At 35.9% G+C, this 20,330-nt stretch carries 22 protein-coding genes and 2 other annotated features; of the genes, 18 read left to right on the top strand and 4 right to left on the bottom strand.

Features of this window, described 5'->3' with window-relative positions; translation table 11 throughout:
- The first annotated feature begins 41 nt into the window (after nt 1–41).
- From ytaF to MHB74_RS22430, 14 genes are all read left to right on the top strand, one after another.
- Entirely contained in the window at nt 42–674 is a 633-nt protein-coding gene (gene ytaF, locus MHB74_RS22495; RefSeq protein ID WP_061677048.1) for a sporulation membrane protein YtaF, read from the top strand.
- 53 nt (nt 675–727) lie between these two features.
- Nucleotides 728–1,330 carry a dephospho-CoA kinase gene (gene coaE, locus MHB74_RS22490; RefSeq protein WP_061677049.1) on the top strand — a complete coding sequence of 201 codons (603 nt, stop codon included), beginning with the start codon at nt 728–730 and terminating at the stop codon, nt 1,328–1,330.
- A gap of 109 nt (nt 1,331–1,439) precedes the next feature.
- On the top strand, nt 1,440–2,468 hold the full coding sequence (locus MHB74_RS22485) for a glyceraldehyde-3-phosphate dehydrogenase (RefSeq protein WP_061677050.1): 1,029 nt from the start codon (nt 1,440–1,442) through the stop codon (nt 2,466–2,468).
- A 387-nt stretch (nt 2,469–2,855) separates the two neighbouring features.
- Complete coding sequence (gene speD / locus MHB74_RS22480) at nt 2,856–3,239, top strand: adenosylmethionine decarboxylase (RefSeq protein ID WP_002003660.1); 384 nt, start codon at nt 2,856–2,858, stop codon at nt 3,237–3,239.
- A gap of 285 nt (nt 3,240–3,524) precedes the next feature.
- A complete protein-coding gene (gene nrdR / locus MHB74_RS22475; protein WP_001203687.1) occupies nt 3,525–3,986 on the top strand; it encodes a transcriptional regulator NrdR in 462 nt (153 codons plus the stop codon).
- Nucleotides 3,987–4,138: 152 nt separating this feature from the next.
- Nucleotides 4,139–5,545 carry a replication initiation and membrane attachment family protein gene (locus MHB74_RS22470; protein WP_061677051.1) on the top strand — a complete coding sequence of 469 codons (1,407 nt, stop codon included), beginning with the start codon at nt 4,139–4,141 and terminating at the stop codon, nt 5,543–5,545.
- A gap of 33 nt (nt 5,546–5,578) precedes the next feature.
- Nucleotides 5,579–6,517, top strand: a complete 939-nt coding sequence (dnaI, locus tag MHB74_RS22465; protein WP_000400114.1) for a primosomal protein DnaI — start codon at nt 5,579–5,581, stop codon at nt 6,515–6,517.
- A 277-nt stretch (nt 6,518–6,794) separates the two neighbouring features.
- The gene (gene ytxC / locus MHB74_RS22460; RefSeq protein WP_061677052.1) at nt 6,795–7,676 is read left to right on the top strand and encodes a putative sporulation protein YtxC; all 882 of its coding nucleotides are present in this window, start codon (nt 6,795–6,797) and stop codon (nt 7,674–7,676) included.
- Between the two features lie 31 nt (nt 7,677–7,707).
- Nucleotides 7,708–7,936: a binding site (T-box leader), on the top strand.
- A 47-nt stretch (nt 7,937–7,983) separates the two neighbouring features.
- Nucleotides 7,984–9,921, top strand: a complete 1,938-nt coding sequence (gene thrS, locus MHB74_RS22455; RefSeq protein ID WP_000786073.1) for a threonine--tRNA ligase — start codon at nt 7,984–7,986, stop codon at nt 9,919–9,921.
- A 210-nt stretch (nt 9,922–10,131) separates the two neighbouring features.
- Nucleotides 10,132–10,252: a sequence feature (ribosomal protein L20 leader region), on the top strand.
- 62 nt (nt 10,253–10,314) lie between these two features.
- Nucleotides 10,315–10,818, top strand: coding sequence for a translation initiation factor IF-3 (gene infC, locus MHB74_RS22450; RefSeq protein WP_000973214.1), 504 nt, complete (start codon nt 10,315–10,317; stop codon nt 10,816–10,818).
- Nucleotides 10,819–10,839: 21 nt separating this feature from the next.
- Nucleotides 10,840–11,040 (top strand): 50S ribosomal protein L35, encoded by a 201-nt coding sequence (rpmI, locus tag MHB74_RS22445; RefSeq protein WP_001125946.1) that lies wholly within the window; start codon nt 10,840–10,842, stop codon nt 11,038–11,040.
- A 37-nt stretch (nt 11,041–11,077) separates the two neighbouring features.
- A complete protein-coding gene (gene rplT, locus MHB74_RS22440; RefSeq protein WP_001138364.1) occupies nt 11,078–11,434 on the top strand; it encodes a 50S ribosomal protein L20 in 357 nt (118 codons plus the stop codon).
- 471 nt (nt 11,435–11,905) lie between these two features.
- The gene (locus MHB74_RS22435) at nt 11,906–12,397 is read left to right on the top strand and encodes a dUTP diphosphatase (RefSeq protein ID WP_061677053.1); all 492 of its coding nucleotides are present in this window, start codon (nt 11,906–11,908) and stop codon (nt 12,395–12,397) included.
- Between the two features lie 69 nt (nt 12,398–12,466).
- Complete coding sequence (locus tag MHB74_RS22430) at nt 12,467–13,552, top strand: M42 family metallopeptidase (protein WP_061677054.1); 1,086 nt, start codon at nt 12,467–12,469, stop codon at nt 13,550–13,552.
- Nucleotides 13,553–13,592: 40 nt separating this feature from the next.
- On the opposite strand, the gene MHB74_RS22425 is transcribed toward MHB74_RS22430, so the two are convergent.
- Nucleotides 13,593–14,210: a TetR/AcrR family transcriptional regulator gene (locus MHB74_RS22425; RefSeq protein WP_061677055.1), complete on the bottom strand. Its 618-nt coding sequence runs from the start codon at nt 14,208–14,210 to the stop codon at nt 13,593–13,595.
- Between the two features lie 297 nt (nt 14,211–14,507).
- Between MHB74_RS22425 and MHB74_RS22420 the strand changes: the two genes are divergently transcribed.
- Both MHB74_RS22420 and MHB74_RS22415 read left to right on the top strand, forming a co-directional pair.
- Nucleotides 14,508–15,161 carry an HlyD family secretion protein gene (locus MHB74_RS22420; protein ID WP_016080108.1) on the top strand — a complete coding sequence of 218 codons (654 nt, stop codon included), beginning with the start codon at nt 14,508–14,510 and terminating at the stop codon, nt 15,159–15,161.
- A 12-nt stretch (nt 15,162–15,173) separates the two neighbouring features.
- Nucleotides 15,174–16,973 (top strand): DHA2 family efflux MFS transporter permease subunit, encoded by a 1,800-nt coding sequence (locus MHB74_RS22415; protein ID WP_061677056.1) that lies wholly within the window; start codon nt 15,174–15,176, stop codon nt 16,971–16,973.
- Nucleotides 16,974–16,994: 21 nt separating this feature from the next.
- On the opposite strand, the gene MHB74_RS22410 is transcribed toward MHB74_RS22415, so the two are convergent.
- Both MHB74_RS22410 and MHB74_RS22405 read right to left on the bottom strand, forming a co-directional pair.
- Nucleotides 16,995–17,351 carry a hypothetical protein gene (locus MHB74_RS22410; protein WP_061677057.1) on the bottom strand — a complete coding sequence of 119 codons (357 nt, stop codon included), beginning with the start codon at nt 17,349–17,351 and terminating at the stop codon, nt 16,995–16,997.
- Between the two features lie 38 nt (nt 17,352–17,389).
- Entirely contained in the window at nt 17,390–17,767 is a 378-nt protein-coding gene (locus MHB74_RS22405) for a hypothetical protein (protein WP_061677058.1), read from the bottom strand.
- 145 nt (nt 17,768–17,912) lie between these two features.
- Between MHB74_RS22405 and MHB74_RS22400 the strand changes: the two genes are divergently transcribed.
- A complete protein-coding gene (locus tag MHB74_RS22400) occupies nt 17,913–18,455 on the top strand; it encodes a sigma-70 family RNA polymerase sigma factor (protein ID WP_061677059.1) in 543 nt (180 codons plus the stop codon).
- A gap of 21 nt (nt 18,456–18,476) precedes the next feature.
- Nucleotides 18,477–19,502, top strand: coding sequence for a DUF4179 domain-containing protein (locus tag MHB74_RS22395; protein ID WP_061677060.1), 1,026 nt, complete (start codon nt 18,477–18,479; stop codon nt 19,500–19,502).
- Between the two features lie 27 nt (nt 19,503–19,529).
- Here MHB74_RS22395 and MHB74_RS22390 read toward each other — a convergent pair whose 3' ends face one another.
- Complete coding sequence (locus tag MHB74_RS22390; RefSeq protein WP_061677061.1) at nt 19,530–20,243, bottom strand: CPBP family intramembrane glutamic endopeptidase; 714 nt, start codon at nt 20,241–20,243, stop codon at nt 19,530–19,532.
- Nucleotides 20,244–20,330: the final 87 nt, after the last annotated feature.

The raw sequence follows: 20,330 nt of genomic DNA, 5'->3' as shown, positions 1-20,330 counted from the left end.
TATACATACAGCAGAGCTATGTATAAGGGAGGAGCTTACCGATGTACCTTTATTTATCTCTTATTTTATTAGCTTTTACATTAAGCTTAGATAGCTGTAGTGTAGGGCTAACATATGGTTTAAGAAGCGTAAGAATTCCACTAAGATCAATTATAATTATCGGAATGTGTTCAGCGGCTGTTATGCTTGTTTCAATGGGAATTGGACATATGATCGCGAAAGTATTTTCACCTGTTATCGCAACGCGTATCGGTGGGCTTGTTCTTATTGGAATAGGAATTTGGGTATTATACCAATTTTTTCGAAGTGAGAAGAAAGAAGAACCGAAGCAAGAGGAGAAGGTATGGAAATTAGAAATTGCTTCGCTCGGGCTAGTGATTCAAATTTTACGGAAACCGACTGTTGCAGATTTTGATAAATCAGGCACCATTTCTGCAGGAGAAGCGTTACTTCTTGGTATCGCTCTTTCTATAGATTCGTTCGGTGCTGGAATTGGTGCATCTTTATTAGGGTATGCACCTGCTATGATGGCGATGTTAGTTGCGGTTATGAGTTCTTTGTTTTTATTTATTGGAATGAAACTTGGAACGGTTTTATCAAACATGAAATGGTTACAAAAATTTACATTCCTGCCTGGGGTATTACTCATTATTATTGGAATTTGGAAAATGTAAGTATGGGCGTGGAACATTAGTTTCGCGCCTTTTATATTGTGAGGAGGATTATTATGACAGTAGTAATTGGATTAACGGGAGGCATTGCAAGCGGGAAAAGTACGGTATCAGACATGTTTCGTGAACTGAGTATACCAGTTATTGATGCAGATATTATTGCGAGAGAAGTTGTAGAGCGGGGAAAACCAGCATATAACAAAATAGTAGAAGTGTTTGGAACGGAAGTATTACAAGAAGATGGAGAACTGGACCGGCCGAAATTAGGAAGTGTCGTTTTCTATAATGAAGAAAAACGATTGCAGTTAAATAAAATTGTTCATCCTGCAGTGCGTGAGGAAATGAATATGCAAAAGGAAATGTACATAAAGGAAGGCATGCAAGCGGTTGTGTTAGATATTCCTCTTCTGTTTGAAGGGAAATTAACAAGTCTCGTTGATCGTGTTTTAGTTGTAGCAGTTAAGCCACATACACAATTAGAACGTTTAATGAAACGAAATAATTTTTCAGAAGAAGAAGCAACGGCGCGTATTCAATCTCAAATGCCGTTAGAAGAAAAAGTGAAGAATGCAGATGAAGTGATAAATAATGATGGCACAATTATGGGAACGAAAACACAATTACAGGTGATTTTAAAGAATTGGAACATTATTGACTAAAAAATTGTGAAATTAATGAAAATGCTTAGTGACATATCCCCTTTTTGTGTTATACTATTATTGGGATTGGAGATAAATAGTATAACGCATTCAAGGGGGATAACATATTATGACTCGTGTGGCAATTAATGGATTTGGACGTATTGGGAGAATGGTATTTCGTCAGGCAATAAAAGAAAGCGCATTCGAAATTGTAGCAATCAATGCAAGCTATCCATCTGAAACGTTAGCACATTTAATTAAATATGATACAGTTCACGGTAAGTTTGACGGAACAGTAGAAGCATTTGAAGATCACTTATTAGTTGATGGGAAAATGATTCGCCTTTTAAACAACCGCGATCCAAAGGAATTGCCTTGGACAGATTTAGGTGTTGAAGTTGTAATTGAAGCAACTGGTAAATTTAATTCAAAAGAAAAAGCAATTCTTCATGTTGAAGCTGGAGCGAAAAAAGTTATTTTAACAGCGCCTGGTAAAAATGAAGATGTAACAATTGTAGTTGGTGTGAACGAAGACCAATTAGATATTACAAAACATACTGTTATTTCAAATGCATCTTGCACAACAAACTGTTTAGCGCCTGTTGTTAAGGTGTTAGATGAGCAGTTTGGAATTGAAAACGGTTTAATGACAACTGTTCACGCTTATACAAATGACCAAAAAAATATTGATAACCCACATAAAGATTTAAGAAGAGCGCGTGCTTGCGGACAATCAATCATTCCGACAACGACAGGTGCTGCGAAAGCGCTTGCAAAAGTTCTTCCGCACTTAAACGGAAAACTTCATGGTATGGCACTTCGTGTACCAACACCAAACGTGTCTCTTGTTGATTTAGTAGTAGATGTAAAACGTGATGTGACAGTTGAAGCTATTAATGAAGCGTTCAAAACTGTTGCAAACGGTGCATTAAAAGGTATTGTAGAATTCAGTGAAGAGCCTTTAGTATCTATTGACTTCAATACAAATACACACTCAGCTATCATTGATGGTTTATCTACAATGGTAATGGGTGATCGTAAAGTAAAGGTACTTGCTTGGTATGATAACGAGTGGGGCTACTCTCGTCGTGTTGTGGATCTTGTAACGTTAGTTGTTGACGAATTAGCGAAACAAGAAAATGTGCAACATATTTAAGTGAATAAGGGAGAGGGCAATTGAATATTTGCCCTCTTTTTTTATTTTTTTCTGAAAAGGAAAAAAATTATATAAGTATATTTTTGAAAGTGGACATACCACGAAACGTTGTGTTTACTGTATTTGTGAATCATTTATTTTTTTTAGGGAAAAGTAAAGAGGAAAATATGACAGAAAATCGAAAAAACTGTTGTTGCAAAATGAAAATAAACAAAGTATACTAACACTCGTAAACTTAAGAGCTGAGGTACGTAGTCACTACTTAAAGGGTTAGGACCTCTCTGGACTAACTTTCCCCCGTGGTAGTGGAGCAAGCCAAATTGCAAATTAGTTTTCAATTCGAACAGTTAGAATAAATTTACAAGGGGGAACTGTAGAATGGATACTATGGATACGATGGGTCGTCACGTGATCGCTGAACTTTGGGATTGCGATTTCGACAAGCTTAATGACATGCCGTATATTGAACAATTATTTGTGGATGCAGCACTGAGAGCTGGTGCTGAAGTGCGTGAGGTGGCTTTCCATAAATTTGCACCACAAGGTGTAAGTGGAGTAGTAATTATCTCGGAATCACATTTAACAATTCATAGCTTTCCGGAGCACGGTTACGCAAGTATTGATGTTTATACTTGTGGGGATCGTATTGATCCAAATGTTGCTGCAGAATATATTGCAGAAGGTTTAAACGCGAAAACGCGTGAGAGCATCGAGCTTCCTCGAGGCACTGGTAGCTTCGAAATTAAGCAGAGAGAAACAAAAGCTCTTTAAAAAAGAACATAATTGATTTAAAATGTAAAGAGGTGTATAATGCACCTCTTTTTTAGTTTATAAAAAAGGAAAAATATAACGTACTCGTTAGTTAGATAAATTGAGCTCTTATGAATAAGTTAACGCCGCGTCTCCCATCTTATTTTTGAAAACGAGATGATAAAATAATGTGCGTAAACTTAAAGTGGTAAGAGAGTTAGAATGAGTTATATAATATTGTATATATATTGTCAGATGAAGTAAGTAGAGGAAAAATAAAGAGTATAGTGTAAAGGAGTGAATATATTGCGTTGTCCATCCTGTTCTCATAATGGTACAAGAGTGTTAGATTCGCGTCCGGTAGACGAGGGGCGCTCTATTCGAAGAAGGAGAGAGTGTGAAAGTTGTTTAAGTCGCTTTACGACATTTGAAAGAGTAGAAGAATCACCTCTTATCGTTGTAAAAAAAGAAGGCACACGTGAAGAGTTTAATAAAGAAAAGATTTTGCGCGGTTTAATTAAAGCGTGCGAAAAAAGACCAGTATCTTTAAGGCAATTAGAAGAAGTAACTCAAAGTGTGGAACGTGAACTTCGTAATTTAGGTATATCAGAAGTGAAAAGTGATATGATTGGTGAAATTGTTATGGAAGAACTGCGTGATATTGATGATGTTGCTTACGTGCGTTTTGCTTCTGTATATCGCCAATTCAAAGATTTAAATGTATTTATTGAAGAATTAAAAGATATACTGCAAAAAGAAAGAGAGTAGAAGTTGTATTTTATTCTCTTTACATACCGTAAGGAATGAGATAAGAGAGCTAGAAGCGAAAGCTAATAGCTCTTTTTCGCTAAGAAATTATATAATGAAGATAGAACGAATGAAGTAGAGGATAGATTGGATGAGAGAAAGGAAAAGCAAGAATGGAAAAACAGTCATGGATGGAGCTATTGCCAATTGATCGTTACAAAGCAAGTGCGAAAGGGTTACTGCATAATTACGACCGAAAAGTGTTAACGATGTTGTATCAGCCGTTAGTAGGTAGTAGAGCTTTTAGCTTGTACATGACGCTATGGGGAGAGTTAGAGCAAGATCGTGTGTTTGGAAAAGAGAATACACATCATTCCCTTATGGTGACCATGCAAACGCAGCTTCCTGAAGTATATGAGGAACGAGTAAAGTTAGAGGCAATTGGGCTTTTGAAGGTATATATTAAGAAAGAAAAAGATATTCGAATGTTTATATACGAATTGCAACCACCTTTATCTCCGAAACAGTTTTTTGATGATATTGTGTTAAGTATCTTTTTATACAATCGATTGAGTCGGACAAAATATAATCAAGTAAAGCAATATTTCTTAGAAGAAGAATTTGATTTTGCTTCTTATGAAAATGTTACGCGTTCTTTCAATGATGTGTTTGGTTCGTTTAATCCAGGGCAGCTTGAGCATGCGCAAGAAGATCTTCGTATTCCAAAAACGACAGCTATGCCAAGTAATGAGAAGGGAGACGCTCCGAAAGTTTGGAATGATTTCTTTGATTTCTCCTTATTTGTAGATGGCTTGTCCGCTCTTGTCCCTAAAAAGGCGATTACAGATCAAGTGCGAGAATGTGTCATTACACTTGCTTACGTGTATGATGTAGATGTGTTATCGATGCAAAATATCGTTCTTGGTACGGTGACAGAGATGCAGACAATTGATATCGAAAGGCTTAGAAAAGGAGCGCGTGATTGGTATCAGTTCGAAAACGGTCAAGCGTTACCTGTATTAAGTGAAAGAGTACAACCTCACGCTGCACGTATGATGGAAGGGAAAGAGCCTTCTACGCAAGAAGAGATGTTAATAAAGCAGTTAGAGGAAATCTCACCAAAACAACTATTGAAAGAAATCTCTGGTGGTGCAGAGGCGACAAAGGCTGACTTGCAAATCGTTGAAGATGTAATGATCAACCAAAAATTAACGCCAGGTGTTGTGAATGTACTTATTTATTACGTTATGCTACGCTCAGATATGAAACTTGCGAAAACGTATGTGGAGAAAATTGCGGGGCATTGGGCACGTAAAAAGGTCGGTACAGTAGCGGAAGCAATGGCGTTAGCGAAAGAAGAAAATCGTCAATATCAAGAATGGGCTGAGACGAAGAAAAAAGGCCGTACGTCGAAGAAAACGATAAGAAAAGAAATGGTACCAGATTGGCTGAAAGAAGAGCCGAAAGAACAAGAGAAAGAAACAGTGAAGAAAGATGTAAGTAAGAAAAAAGATGCAAGTACGTTAGATGATGAACGAAAACGACTAGAAGAAGTGTTAAAAAAATATAAGCGTGATTAATAGAAGAGAATGAACGCTCTTTGAGGTGAGAAAATGGAGCATATTCAAAATTCATTTGCAAAGTTAATGGAAAATAAAAATTTTAAAAATAGATATGAAGTATTAAAGGCGGAAGTAATGGCGCATCCGCGTGTGAAAGAATTTATAGACGAACATCAAGGTGAAGTAACAACTTCTATGATTGAGCGCAGCCTTGTGAAGTTATACGAATATATCGGACAAAGTGTAGGTTGCGCAGATTGTCCGGATCTAGGTTCGTGTAAAAACATGCTGCAAGGATATGAGCCAAAGCTCGTTATCCAAGGGAAGATGATTGATATTCAATACGATCGTTGCGTTAGAAAAGTGGCATATGATGAGAGAAAGAAATATGAAAAACTCGTTCAAAGTGTATATATGCCAACTGATATTTTACAGGCAACGATGGAAAACTTAGATCCTTCAGATTTAGATGCGCGTATTGATGCCATTGGTGCAGCCAATGAATTTTTAAGTACATATGAACCTGGTAAAAAAGTACAAGGTTTATATTTGTACGGTAAATTTGGTGTAGGGAAAACGTATTTGTTAGGAGCAATGGCGAATGAACTTGCTCAAAAGAAAATAAGTTCGATGCTCGTATACTTCCCTGAATTTCTACGTGAAATTAAAAGTTCGATTCAAGATAATTCGATTGGGGAAAAGATTGATGCGGTGAAACGCGTACAAGTTTTAATGCTAGATGATATCGGAGCAGAAGCGATGTCAAGCTTTGTACGTGACGATGTGCTTGGTGCAATTTTGCAATTCCGTATGTTAGAAAACTTACCGACGTTCTTTACGTCTAACTTTGATTTCAAGGAATTGGAACATCATTTAACGTATACACAGCGTGGTGAAGCAGAGCAAATGAAAGCAGCACGTATTATGGAACGAATTAAATATTTAGCGAAGCCAATTCCAATTGGTGGGAAAAACCGACGTCATAAGTAAAGAGTAAGCTGAAAAGCTTGCTCTTTTTTCGTTTTGAACACTTTTTAGACTAGGTGAATTGTAAAACGAAAAGTTCTTATGGAAAATTCATTGTAGCTTGTATCATTTTTTTCTCCCTCCCTTAATATATATAAAATTAGCAAGCCATATCGAGTGGATCTTCTAGCGATAGGAAATGTAATTCTACTAAGAGTGAACTTCACGCGGGACGGACTCTTATAGGATTTGTAACGTATAGATACAATCCTTTAGAGCAGGGATAAAAGGGGGGACAAAAGTGATTGAAATTTGCTTCGAAGAAAAAAATGATGCTATGCATGTATATAGACAACTATTGAAAAGGGCTGAACTGTTATATAAGGAAACGAGTGTGTATTTACAGGAACAAAAAGTGGTGATTCACATACCAGTATGTGAATCGAATTATATTGAAAAGATTTTATTGCCAGTCATGGTATATTTCATTGTGAATGTAAAGCAAAATGAGTGGATTTATACGATCTTAAAAGAAAAGTTTTTTTATGAAGAAGAGGAAGAGTGTCATCAAATATTGCATATGGCACAAGAGATTTTAAAGGGAAGAAGAAAAGGGATTGCTCATGAATTAACACGTCATACATTTGAATCATATATTAAATCTTCTTTAAATAACTGGCTTTGTGATCCACTTTCGTTCTCGTTTTCATCATATGTTCGTTTTCGCCTTCGTACATATAGGGAAATGGTAGCTAAGCTTGCTGAAGTGTCGATTGATGAGTATAAGTTGGAACAAGAATATCAAATGTTTATTGAGACGCTAAGGCAACAAGTGCGTAGCCGAAAATCACGTTTGTCCTGTGTGCATCTTATTTTTGATGAAAGCTTTATTTTCTATGATGATAAAGGTAGGCGTTTAAAACAGGAGAAATTGGTCCAATATATAGATGAGGAATTATTAAAGCAAAAGGATGTATATATTGATACGAAAATAATTGCACCACTGCTTTCTATTTCGCCGAAAAAAATTTATTTATATACGAAAGAACAAGACCATAATATGATTATTACTTTGCGAAATGTATTTCAAGAACGGGTCCAATTACATGGATTACATGAGTTTGAGCGCAATGTGAAAAATTTAAAAAATAAAGGTAACGCCCTTGATTTTCTAAGTTTTTGAGCATATAATTACCTACATAAATGAAATATATTGAAATGTCATGATGAGGACATGAGTAGTTTTCTACGATTTTCAGAGAGGGAAGCCTTAGGGTGTGAGCTTCCTAGTACGGGATTATTACTTACCACCTCTAAACTTTAGCAGTGAACGGTTTTTCTAGTAATTGCTAACGGACAACACCGTTATGTTGAACTTGAGCAATTAACAATAAGGTTAATTGGAACAAGGGTGGAACCACGAATTCAACACTCGTCCCTTTTTACGGGATGAGTGTTTTTTATTTTGAAAAAAAGAGGAGTGACCAGTGATGGCAGATGTAGTTAAAATTACTTTCCCTGATGGAGCTGTGAAGGAGTTTCCAAAAGGCGTAACAACTGAAGAAATCGCAGCTTCTATTAGCCCAGGCTTAAAGAAAAAAGCTGTGGCTGGAAAATTAAACGATGAGATGATCGATCTTGTTACACCAATCGAAGAAGATGGTGCAGTTTCTATTATTACATTAGATTCTGAAGATGGCTTATACATTTTACGCCATTCAACAGCCCACCTTTTAGCGCAAGCGTTAAAACGTTTATATAAAGATGCTAAGCTTGAGCTTGGTATTGGTCCAGTAATCGAAAATGGCTTCTACTACGATATTGATATGGAAGAAGCAATTACAGTTGAAGACTTCAAGAAAATTGAAAAAGAAATGCAAAAAATCGTGAACGAGAACTTAGAAATCGTTCGTCATGAAGTACCACGTGCAGAAGCACTTCGTCGCTTTGAAGAAATCGGCGATGAGTTAAAATTAGATTTAATTAACGATCTTCCAGAAGATGCGGTTATTTCAATCTATGAGCAAGGCGAATTCTTCGACCTTTGCCGTGGTGTTCACCTTCCATCTACAGGGAAAATTAAAGTATTTAAATTATTAAGCGTTGCGGGTGCTTACTGGCGCGGCGATAGCAATAATAAAATGCTACAACGTATTTACGGTACTGCATTCGTTAAGAAAGCAGAATTAGATGAGCACTTACGTATGCTTGAAGAAGCGAAAGAGCGCGATCACCGTAAATTAGGTAAAGAATTAAAACTATTTACTAATAGCCAAAAAGTAGGACAAGGTTTACCACTTTGGTTACCAAAAGGTGCAACTATTCGCCGCATTATCGAGCGTTACATTGTTGATAAAGAAGCAAGCTTAGGCTATGATCACGTATACACTCCAGTACTAGGAAGCAGAGAGCTTTATGAAACTTCTGGTCACTGGAATCACTACCGTGATGGTATGTTCCCATCAATGGAAATGGATAATGAAGAGTTAGTTCTTCGTCCAATGAACTGCCCTCACCACATGATGGTTTATAAAAATGATATTCACAGTTACCGTGAACTACCAATCCGTATTGCGGAACTTGGAACAATGCACCGCTATGAAATGTCAGGTGCGTTATCTGGATTACAACGTGTACGTGGAATGACTTTAAACGATGCGCACATTTTCGTTCGCCCAGATCAAATTAAAGAAGAGTTAAAACGTGTTGTAAACTTAACTCTAGAAGTGTATAAAGATTTCGGTTTAGAGAACTATTCATTCCGCTTATCTTATCGCGATCCAGCTGATACTAAAAAGTACTATGCTGATGACGAGATGTGGGAAAAAGCACAAGGTATGTTAAAAGAAGCTATGGATGAAATGGGTCTTGATTACTATGAAGCTGAAGGTGAAGCGGCATTCTACGGTCCAAAACTTGACGTTCAAGTTCGTACTGCTCTTGGAAAAGACGAAACACTTTCAACTGTACAATTAGACTTCTTACTTCCAGAACGCTTTGAATTAGCTTACGTTGGTGAAGACGGTAAACAACATCGTCCAGTTGTAATTCACCGTGGTGTTGTATCAACTATGGAACGTTTCGTAGCCTTCTTAATTGAAGAATACAAAGGTGCATTCCCAACTTGGTTAGCTCCAGTTCAAGCACAAGTAATTCCAGTTTCTCCGCAAGTACATTTAGACTATGCGAAGAAAGTGCAAGATGAACTACGCCGTGCTGGCATCCGTGTTGAATTAGATACTCGTGAAGAAAAAATTGGTTACAAAATCCGTGAAGCACAAATGCAAAAAATTCCGTACATGCTTGTAGTAGGTGACAATGAAGTAACTGAAAACGGCGTAAACGTACGTAAATACGGTGAACAAAAATCAGAAACAATCGCATTAGATGCTTTTGTTGATATGATTAAAGTAGAAGGAAAACGATAAGACAGAGCCGCGGTATACCGCGGCTTTCGTATGTATTATAAAAAAGAAAAACTAGAAAAAATAACCAAACAATACTTATCATAAAAAAGTATTGCAAGTATGTTAGTTGTTTGTTACAATATTTCTTGTTGTTAGTAAAACACATCGCGTCTTCTTGACAGACGTCATGTCCTATGATAAACTCATCAAGGATAATAGAATATTGTTTTGTGGAACAAGTAGAAGCACCCGCTTCTCACCTGATGGACGCATTCGCAGTTTACAGGTAAATGTATTTCTTACTTAAGAATTTACAAGTGTGGGTGTCGTATGCCCGCACTTTTTTTGTCGGGTTCTATGACTACAAAAGATGTTCTGAAAAAACCTTGGAGGTGGCTTACTATTAGCAAGGATATGATGATTAACGAGCAAATTCGTGCACGTGAAGTACGTTTAGTTGGTGCAAATGGCGATCAACTTGGAATCAAGTCTCGTAATGACGCTTTAGACTTAGCTGCAAATCTTAATCTTGATTTAGTATTAGTTGCTCCAAATGCGAAACCGCCAGTATGCCGCATTATGGACTACGGTAAATTCCGCTTTGAGCAACAGAAGAAAGAAAAAGAACAGCGCAAAAATCAAAAAGTAATTAGCATGAAAGAAGTTCGTTTAAGTCCAACAATTGATGAACACGACTTTAACACAAAACTTCGTAATGCTATCAAGTTTTTAGAGAAAGGCGACAAGGTTAAAGCGTCAATTCGCTTTAAAGGACGTGCCATTACTCATAAAGAAATCGGTCAACGTGTTTTAGATCGCTTCTCAGAAGCTTGTGCTGAAGTTAGTACAATTGAATCTAAGCCTAAAATGGAAGGACGTAGTATGTTCTTAGTTTTAGCACCGAAAAACGATAAGTAATAGATAGAGGAGGAAATACCTATGCCTAAACAAAAAACTCATCGCGGCTCTGCAAAGCGTTTCAAAAAGACTGGATCAGGTAAACTGAAACGTTCTCACGCTTACACAAGCCATTTATTCGCTAACAAATCTACAAAAGCTAAACGTAAACTACGTAAAGCTGGTGTAGTAAGCGCTGGTGACTTCAAACGCATTCGTCAAATGCTTGACAACTTAAAATAAGTTCGGCTGATATATAGAACAATTAGGAGGTAATATTATGCCAAGAGTAAAAGGTGGTACAGTTACTCGTCAACGTCGTAAAAAAGTTATAAAATTAGCAAAAGGTTACTACGGTTCTAAGAGTACATTATTCAAGGTTGCTAACCAACAGGTTATGAAATCTCTAATGTATGCATTCCGTGACCGTCGTCAAAAGAAACGTGACTTCCGTAAATTATGGATTACACGTATCAATGCAGCAGCTCGTATGAATGGTCTTTCTTACAGCCGCTTAATGCACGGTCTTAAAAATGCTGGCATCGAAGTTAACCGCAAGATGCTTGCTGACTTAGCTGTTCATGACGAAAAAGCTTTCGCTGAATTAGCAACAGTTGCAAAAAACAACATTAACTAATTAATTAGTTGAAACCTTAGAAGATTTTTCTTCTAAGGTTTTTTTATTTGTATGCAAAGAGAAGTATGTCGTTATCGATATGACAAAATCAATATAAAAGCTATAGCGATATAGAAGAATATAGATATAAAGCCAGGAGAATTCTCCTGGCTTTTGTCAATTATCTCCCTTTGGAAAGAAGAGTATCTTTCCTACCTGAAACGACACTGCTATAATGGAAAGATGATATGGAACTTTCATCAGATAAAATAAATTTTTTTATCAGTGGACAATCCCCGGATAATGATTAACTATCACCAATCGGAGTGAACAATCTAATCGTGATGATTGAAACGTATTTGTAAATTAAGGACAAGCTATTTTGTAAAGAGATAAATGGCTGACTTATTAATAAGAAACGAAAAATAATAATGAACTTTGAGATGAAACAACATTGTTGCGTAAAATGCGATGTTGGAGGAGGACAATAGAATGGACTTACTACAACTATTTAAATTACAAAAAGAATTAGATGACCGTATTGTGAAAGAGCATGGCTTACAACCAAAAAAATTGTTAAAAGAAAAAATGTTAGCTCTTCTTGTAGAAATTGGAGAACTTGCAAATGAAACACGTTGTTTTAAATATTGGAGCAACAAACCAGCATCAGAACGTGAAGTAATATTAGAAGAATACGTAGATGGTTTGCATTTTATTTTATCAATCGGAATTGATTTAGGTATTGATAAAAACTTCCTATTCTATAAATGTGCACAAACGAATAAAACACAAGTAGAAATTTTCTTAGACACATATGCGAAGGTGATTCGCTTTACAGATCAACCATCTATTACGAACTATATTGAATTATTTACAAGCTACCTTCGACTTGGTCAAGCACTAGAGTTTGAACAAGAAGAGATTGAAAAGGCATATTTAGATAAAAATGAAGTAAATCATGAGCGTCAAACACAAGGATACTAATTTAATTTTTGAATATTTCAATTTCCTTTTGTATAATGAAGTGACTGAAGAAAAAGGAGGGTGTTGGCAATGACAAAATTAGACGCGACATTGACAATGCTAAAAGAATTAACAGATGCACGTGGTATTGCGGGTAACGAGCGTGAACCACGTGAAGTAATGAAGAAATATATTGAGCCGTTTGCGGACGAACTTTCTACTGATAATTTAGGAAGTTTAGTTGCGAAAAAAGTAGGGGAAGAAAACGGCCCGAAAATTATGGTTGCAGGTCATTTAGATGAAGTGGGCTTTATGATTACGCAAATTGATGACAAAGGCTTCCTTCGTTTCCAAACAGTTGGTGGCTGGTGGTCACAAGTTATGCTTGCACAGCGTGTGACAATTGTAACGCGTAAAGGAGATGTAACAGGTGTAATTGGTTCAAAACCACCGCACATCTTACCTCCAGAAGCGCGTAAAAAGCTAGTAGATATTAAAGACATGTTCATCGATATTGGTGCTTCTAGCCGAGAAGAGGCAATGGAGTGGGGCGTACGACCAGGAGATCAAGTTGTACCTTACTTTGAATTCCAAGTGATGAAGAATGAAAAAATGTTACTTGCAAAAGCATGGGATAACCGAATTGGTTGTGCAATTGCAATTGACGTATTAAAACAATTAAAAGATGAAAAGCATCCAAACGTTGTATATGGCGTAGGGACTGTACAAGAAGAAGTCGGTCTTCGTGGTGCGAAAACATCTGCAAACTATATTAAACCAGATATCGCGTTCGCAGTAGATGTTGGTATCGCTGGTGACACGCCTGGTGTAACGGCAAAAGAAGCGCAAAGTAAAATGGGTGATGGACCACAGATTATTTTATATGATGCGTCTGTTATTGGTCATACTGGTTTACGTGACTTTGTAGTTGATGTTGCTGACGAATTAGAAATTCCATATCAATATGATTCAGTAGCGGGCGGTGGAACGGATGCTGGGGCAATTCACATTGCTGTAAATGGTATTCCGTCTATGGCGATTACGATTGCAACGCGCTACATTCATTCTCATGCGGCAATGTTACACCGTGATGACTATGAAAATGCAGTGAAGTTAATTGTAGAAGTTATTAAACGTCTTGATAAAGAGGCTGTACATAACATTACATTTAATTAATAGAAAAAGCGAAGGAGCCTCTCCTTCGCTTTTTTATGTTTTAAAAAGGTCGCTCTAATCCAGCGGCAGTATGAGCTCCTAAAATAATTAAACGAGTTAATTGCATGGCCATAAAATGCGGAGTGTATATCATCCCTTTTTTTAACCATGACATAATCATCCCGATATGAGCTCCTGTCACATAGCTAATCAAAATGTCACGAGGAACCATAAGATCTTTATCATCTGGCTGTGAAATCGATAAGCTTAACGTTAAATGAGTTTGTATTGTTTTCATCATTTTATAAGAGTAGTTTCCAGCGGCTTTATCACCAAGCATAACGTTATAGAAGTTCACATTTTCTGCAATATGTTCGAACAAAGCTAAAAAGGTTGGATTTGGTGAATCAAATGTAAGTTGAAACTCTTCTTTATTTCTATTTTTTGGTTTAATAACTTCTGTTAATTTCTCTAACATTTCTTCGATGCTTTTGTCTAATAGGTCATACTTATCATGGTAATGGCTATAAAACGTAGCACGATTTACAGGAGCACGTTCTGCGATATGTTGAACAGTTACATCGTCAAATCCTTTTTCGCCTACTAAAGCGACAAAAGCATCCTGTATGAGTTGTCTCGTCCGCTTTACACGTGGATCATTTGTATTTTTAATAGACATTTTTACTTCTCCTCGTTTAATTTTATATACTTAAACAACATATTGTTATTATATTGTTGTTTAAGCAACATTTCATACGTAAATTGTCGGTTGTAGATTCGAAATAATTATTTATAATTATAAACGATAGTCCTTCAGAAATCAGCACCGCTCGCAGGTAGATAAATTTCGATTTACACCGCAGATGGTGTGATTTTTTTGTTTAAAAGTTAATATAATTAACAATTAAACAGTCTAAACAATAAGGACGTAAATAGTTTAGAAAAAAATTATATGCGATATAAGGAGAGGAATGCAATGAATCAGTTTCGAAGAATGGTAATTATCAACATTATCACATTAATTGTACTAGTTGGCGGCGGTATTGGCGGTTACTACTATTACAACCAAACGGAAAATTACTTGAAAACAGACAATGCAAAAATTGATGGAAAGGTAATTCCGGTTGCTTCACCAGTAGCAGGTAAATTAACGGACTGGAAAGCTGAAGTAGGTAAGAACTACAATGAGAACGATAAATTAGGTGCGGTTACTGTAGCGGCAGCAAATGGGGAACAAACAGTAGATGTAACAATTCCGCAAAATGCAACAGTTGTACAATCAAACGCGACGACAAATGCTTTCGTTGGAGCGGGTAGCCCAATTGCTTATGCATTTGATATGAACAATTTATGGGTAACAGCAAACATTGAAGAAACAGTGATTGACGATGTTCAAAAAGGTCAAACAGTAGATGTGTATGTAGATGCATACCCAGATACAACGTTAACAGGGAAAGTAGAACAAGTTGGATTAACAACAGCAAATACATTCTCAATGTTACCATCAAGTAACGCAACAGCGAACTATACAAAAGTAAAGCAAGTTGTACCAGTTAAAATTTCTTTAGACCATAGTAAATCAGTAAATATTGTTCCTGGAATGAATGTGTCAGTTCGTATTCATAAGTAAGGGGGAGATGAGATGTCCTCAATTGCAATTGTAGGATATGCACTATTTTGTATAATCGTCTTCTTCCTTGTAAATCGTCTTTTACGAAAGAAAAAAACGAACGCGGGAGAAGAACAAGTCCCAGCCGTAAGTAAAATAGAAGTAAGTAAAGTAGAAACAGAAGAGAAAGAAATAGAACAAAAGCAAGAAGTAGAAATTTCTAATGTAGTTGAATTAGAAACAGGCAAGCAAGAAGAAGTAAAACAAGAAAAAGAAATGCCGAAAAAACAAACGTCTATGCCTATAGAGAATGTAAATGTAAAAGCAGTTGTAACAGTATTAATTCTTGGTATGTTCGTTTCTATTTTAAACCAAACGATCATTAACGTTGCATTGCCTCCGTTAATGAACGAATTTAACGTGTCAACATCAACAGCACAGTGGTTAATTACAGGATTCATGCTTGTAAATGGTATTTTAGTACCGATTAGTGCCTTTTTAGTTTCACGATTTACGTACCGTAAATTATTTGTAGCAGCCATGTTATTCTTCACGGTAGGATCTATCATTTGTGCTACATCAGGAAACTTCACAATGATGATGACAGGTCGTGTTATTCAAGCGGTCGGTGCAGGTATTTTAATGCCGGTTGGTATGAATATCTTTATGACATTATTCCCGCCTAATAAGCGCGGAGCAGCGATGGGATTACTAGGCGTTGCAATGATTTTAGCACCAGCTATCGGGCCAACTGTAACGGGCTGGGTTATTGAAAACTACAGCTGGAACTTAATGTTCTACGGAATGTTTGTAATTGGTTTAATTATTACGTTCTTATCTTTAAAATTCTTTACACTAGCTCAGCCAGTGTCTAATACGAAATTAGATGTATTTGGTGTAATTAGTTCAAGTATTGGACTAGGTAGCTTACTGTATGGATTTAGTGAAGCTGGAAATAATAGTTGGACTAGTGCCGAAGTTGTTATTTCACTTGTTATCGGTGTAATTGGTTTAGCGTTATTTATTTGGAGAGAGTTAACAACAGACAATAAAATGCTTGATTTACAAGTATTTAAATATCCGGTATTTACTTTTACTTTAGTAATTAACGCAATCGTTACGATGGCATTATTCGGAGGTATGTTATTACTTCCAGTATATCTGCAAAACATTCGCGGCTTTACGCCGATTGAATCAGGTTTATTATTACTACCAGGATCATTAATTATGGGTATCATGGGACCTATTGCAGGTAAACTATTTGATAAATATGGTATTCGTCCGTTAGCGATTGTTGGATTAGCCATTACAACATTTGCGACATATAAATTCACAACGTTATCGATGGATACACCATATAGCGTTATTATGACGGATTATATTATACGTTCAATTGGTATGTCATTCATTATGATGCCAATTATGACAGCTGGTATGAATGCATTGCCGATGAAATTAATTTCTCACGGTACAGCAACGCAAAATACGTCAAGACAAGTAGCTGGTTCAATTGGAACAGCGATATTAATTACACTTATGACGCAACAAACGACTGCTCACGTAGCAGATTACGGCAACATGTTAACAACGTCAAATCCAATTTTAGTTGATAAAGTACACGGTATGGGGCAAAGTTTAGCAGCCTTAGCTGGATCGGCTCAAGCAGGAGATGCGATGAGCACGCAGCTATTATTTGGACAAATTTCGAAGTTATCTGCAATTAACGGTATTAACGATGCCTTCTTAATTGCAACGATACTCGCAGGGATTGCTTGGGTATTATCGTTCTTCTTACCATCAGGCAATAAACCAAATAGAAAAGCAGGGAATTAATTTCCCTGCTTTTTTGTCTTTTTAAAGAGTGAGATATAAAAAATGATAACCAGTTACGGAGCACAGACCTGTTATAAACAAAATTGTTCCCATAGAACGAATACTTGATATTTGTCTTCCGCTTATAATAGCTAATATTCCAGCTAAAGAGAAAAAACTCCAATATAAAGTTCCTGAAATTGGAACGATTCCCTCTAAATCCATTCCATAACCTATGCAAATGATAGGAACAACGATAAGAGATATGCTAATTAAACCAGCTATAATAGTAAATGACTTACGACATTTAATACCAGCGATAATTAAAAAAATGCCAACGATAAATGCGCATAGCATCAAAGTAAGAGCTAAAATCATCCAAGTTAATATTCCAAACACTTCTGTATTACCTCCGATTTATGCGTTTCTAAAAACTATTATATATAGTATGAATCACCTACAGTCATGAGTAACCAGAAGATAACCCCTAATACTCCAACGATAAAAATAATGAATCCCATATTACGTATACTCTTAATTTTGCCTTGGACTCCACTTACCCCTGCTAATAATCCAGTTAAAGAAAACAGTATCCAATATAAAGTTGTTGAAATAGGGAGGATTGTATTGCTCTCCACTCCCATGCCCATGCCCCAAAAAACAAAAGGTAGTGTGACAAAGGAGAAGCTAAGTAACCCCATTAAACCGACAAATAATTTACGATGTTTCATGCTAGTAATCATTAAGAAAATACCACCGAAAAATCCACATAAAACTAGAAGTGGCATATAAACAACCCAAAGTAAGCTCAACATATATAATCTCCTTCTATGTAATCAGTTATATTTTACTACATGAGGTTTATTTTGGATATTATTAATAAATATGTATAAATTGATAGAAATGAGAAGTGATGATACGAATTAATGGATATAGAGAACGTTAGAGAGGAGGGTGCATATGAAAATTACAGAAGAGAATGTTGCAATGCAGCTAAGGAAAAGGAATGAAAAAGCATTATACTTTATTGTCGACCAGTACGGTGGACTTATAAAAAGTATTATTCAGAAGCATTTAGCTTCGTTTCAAGATGTACAAGAGGAATGTATGGATGATGTGTTATTGGCAATTTGGAATCATATTGAAAAGTATGATGAAGAGAAAAATACTTTAAAAAATTGGATCGCGGCTATTACAAAATACAAATCTATCGATTATGCGAGGAAATATGCGAAAACAGTAAATGAAAAAGGGTTAGATCAAATAGGTGAAATCGCGATGCATACCGATACGATTAAAAATGAAATTAGTAATGATATGGAACATATATTAGATCATTTAAAGAAGAATGATAAAGAAATCTTTATGAAGCATTACGTGGAAGAAGATAGTGTAGAAAATATTGCAGAGAAAATGGGAGTGAAAACTTCTTTTATATACAATCGTCTATCGAGAGGACGGAAGAAGTTAAGGTCATTATTTTTACATAACCGGATGAAATAAATAAGAAAAGAGGTGAAGAAAATGAAAGATCCATATGAAATGTTAAATGATATAAAAATGGATGAGAATGAATATGAAGAGGTTAACTTAACTCACATAGAGAAACAGAAAATAAAAAAGCGAGTTCGTAAAAAAATAAACAAGAACAAAGTTCATACGAAACGGAATATAGCGATTGTAACATCGGCTGCGGCATTATTTATTATGATGATGACTGTAGATATGAGAAGGATGATTGCGGATATACCGTTAATCGGAAGTAAAATGGAAGACTACGTAAACAGTAGAGGAGAACCTTTAAAAGAATATAAAACGACAATAGGGCAAACAGTTTATGATAACGGTGTAGAAGTGCGATTAGATGAAGTGATGATAGATGAAGGGCAGATTATTGTTAATAGTACGTTTAAGTCTAGTCGAATCAATTTAGAGGGTTCTTATCCTAGTCCTGATATTTATATAAATGGAAAACAGTTAAATGGCAGTGGTAGTGGTGGAGACAAGAAAATAAATGAGTACACGTATACATTTTTCTCAAATATAGATTTAAAAGATGATGAAATGAATCCTCTAGAAATTCGTGGAGAATGTGATGTACAAGTTGTATATAGGGATATTTCTTTAAAAGAGGGCAATTCAACATGGAAAGGAGAATGGGGCTTTTCCTTCAAAGCGTCTGGAGACAAAATAAAAGCTGAAACGAAAACAATCCCAATCCATAAGCATTTCAAATTAGAAAATGGTCAAAAAATAGAAGTGGAAGATTTAAAAATTTCTCCTATATCTGCGAAGTTGAACTATAAAATGTTGAATGGAACGAAATTAGAGGTGAGATTTATCCCGAAAGATCAAGATGGAAAAGAGTTAATACCACATTCAGGTCTTACATTATCGAAAAATAGTTATTGGCGTTTTGAAAAACTAGAAGACAGTGTAACGAAAATTGTACTGACACCTGTCTTAACTTCTGGTGACGAAGGAGAAAAGAAAACGAATTATCGAAAAGTGTTAACGGAAGAAGAGTTTGAAGTTATTATAAAAGAGTAAAGAGAGGTATCGTGATGATACCTCTCTTTATCCTAAAAAGGCTAACACATTATTCATAATATGAAATAACATAGCTGGAATAATGGATTTTGTTTTTTTACATAAAATAGCCATTAATAATCCCATGAAGAAAGTAATGACCATTACGCCAAGAGAGTATGTATGAGCGATACCGAAGAAGAAACTTGTTATGATGGCTGCAATCCAAAATGGAAAGCGCTCTGAGAAGAAGCGAAGTATAAAGCCACGGAAAATAAGCTCTTCAAAGATTGGTGTAAGTATTGCGAAACCGAGAAGTAATAATACTTGATACTGCTTAAAAACGTCTAAGTTTAGTGCGGAAGATTGCTGCTTTGTTGCGTCTTGGAACACATAATTTAACAAGATGTAATTGAGTAAAATGTTTATAGCGAAGAAAAGAAGTAAGTATACATATGTACGCCATTCTTTAAGTGCTTTAAAGTTAAATGATTGTAGTAGTAATTTTTTTGCGGGTTCGAATTTAAAAATGAAGAACAACAATACGGCTAGTTGTAATACGATACTTGCAGTATTTACGATCGATTCATACAGGGCAATTTGTTTTTTATCTGTAAGACCTGCTGTATAAATTGTTAAGGGCATTGCGAGGAACACAGTAATAAGTCCGGTTCCGAAAAAAGCGAATAAAACGGAGCTAATAAATTGTCCCCATGACATAGAGTATTTCTGTTCATTAGAAAGTTGTGTAGCGGGTTGCATTTATAAAATCACCTCTTTATATTTGTATATTTAATTATAAAGTATTTAGTTTTTATATGTAACAATTTAATATTACATATAAAGGTG

The sequence above is a fragment of the Bacillus sp. FSL K6-0069 genome (assembly GCF_038007785.1).
GTDB classification, from domain to species: domain Bacteria; phylum Bacillota; class Bacilli; order Bacillales; family Bacillaceae_G; genus Bacillus_A; species Bacillus_A mobilis.
This window is presented reverse-complemented; position numbering and strand designations above follow the sequence as displayed.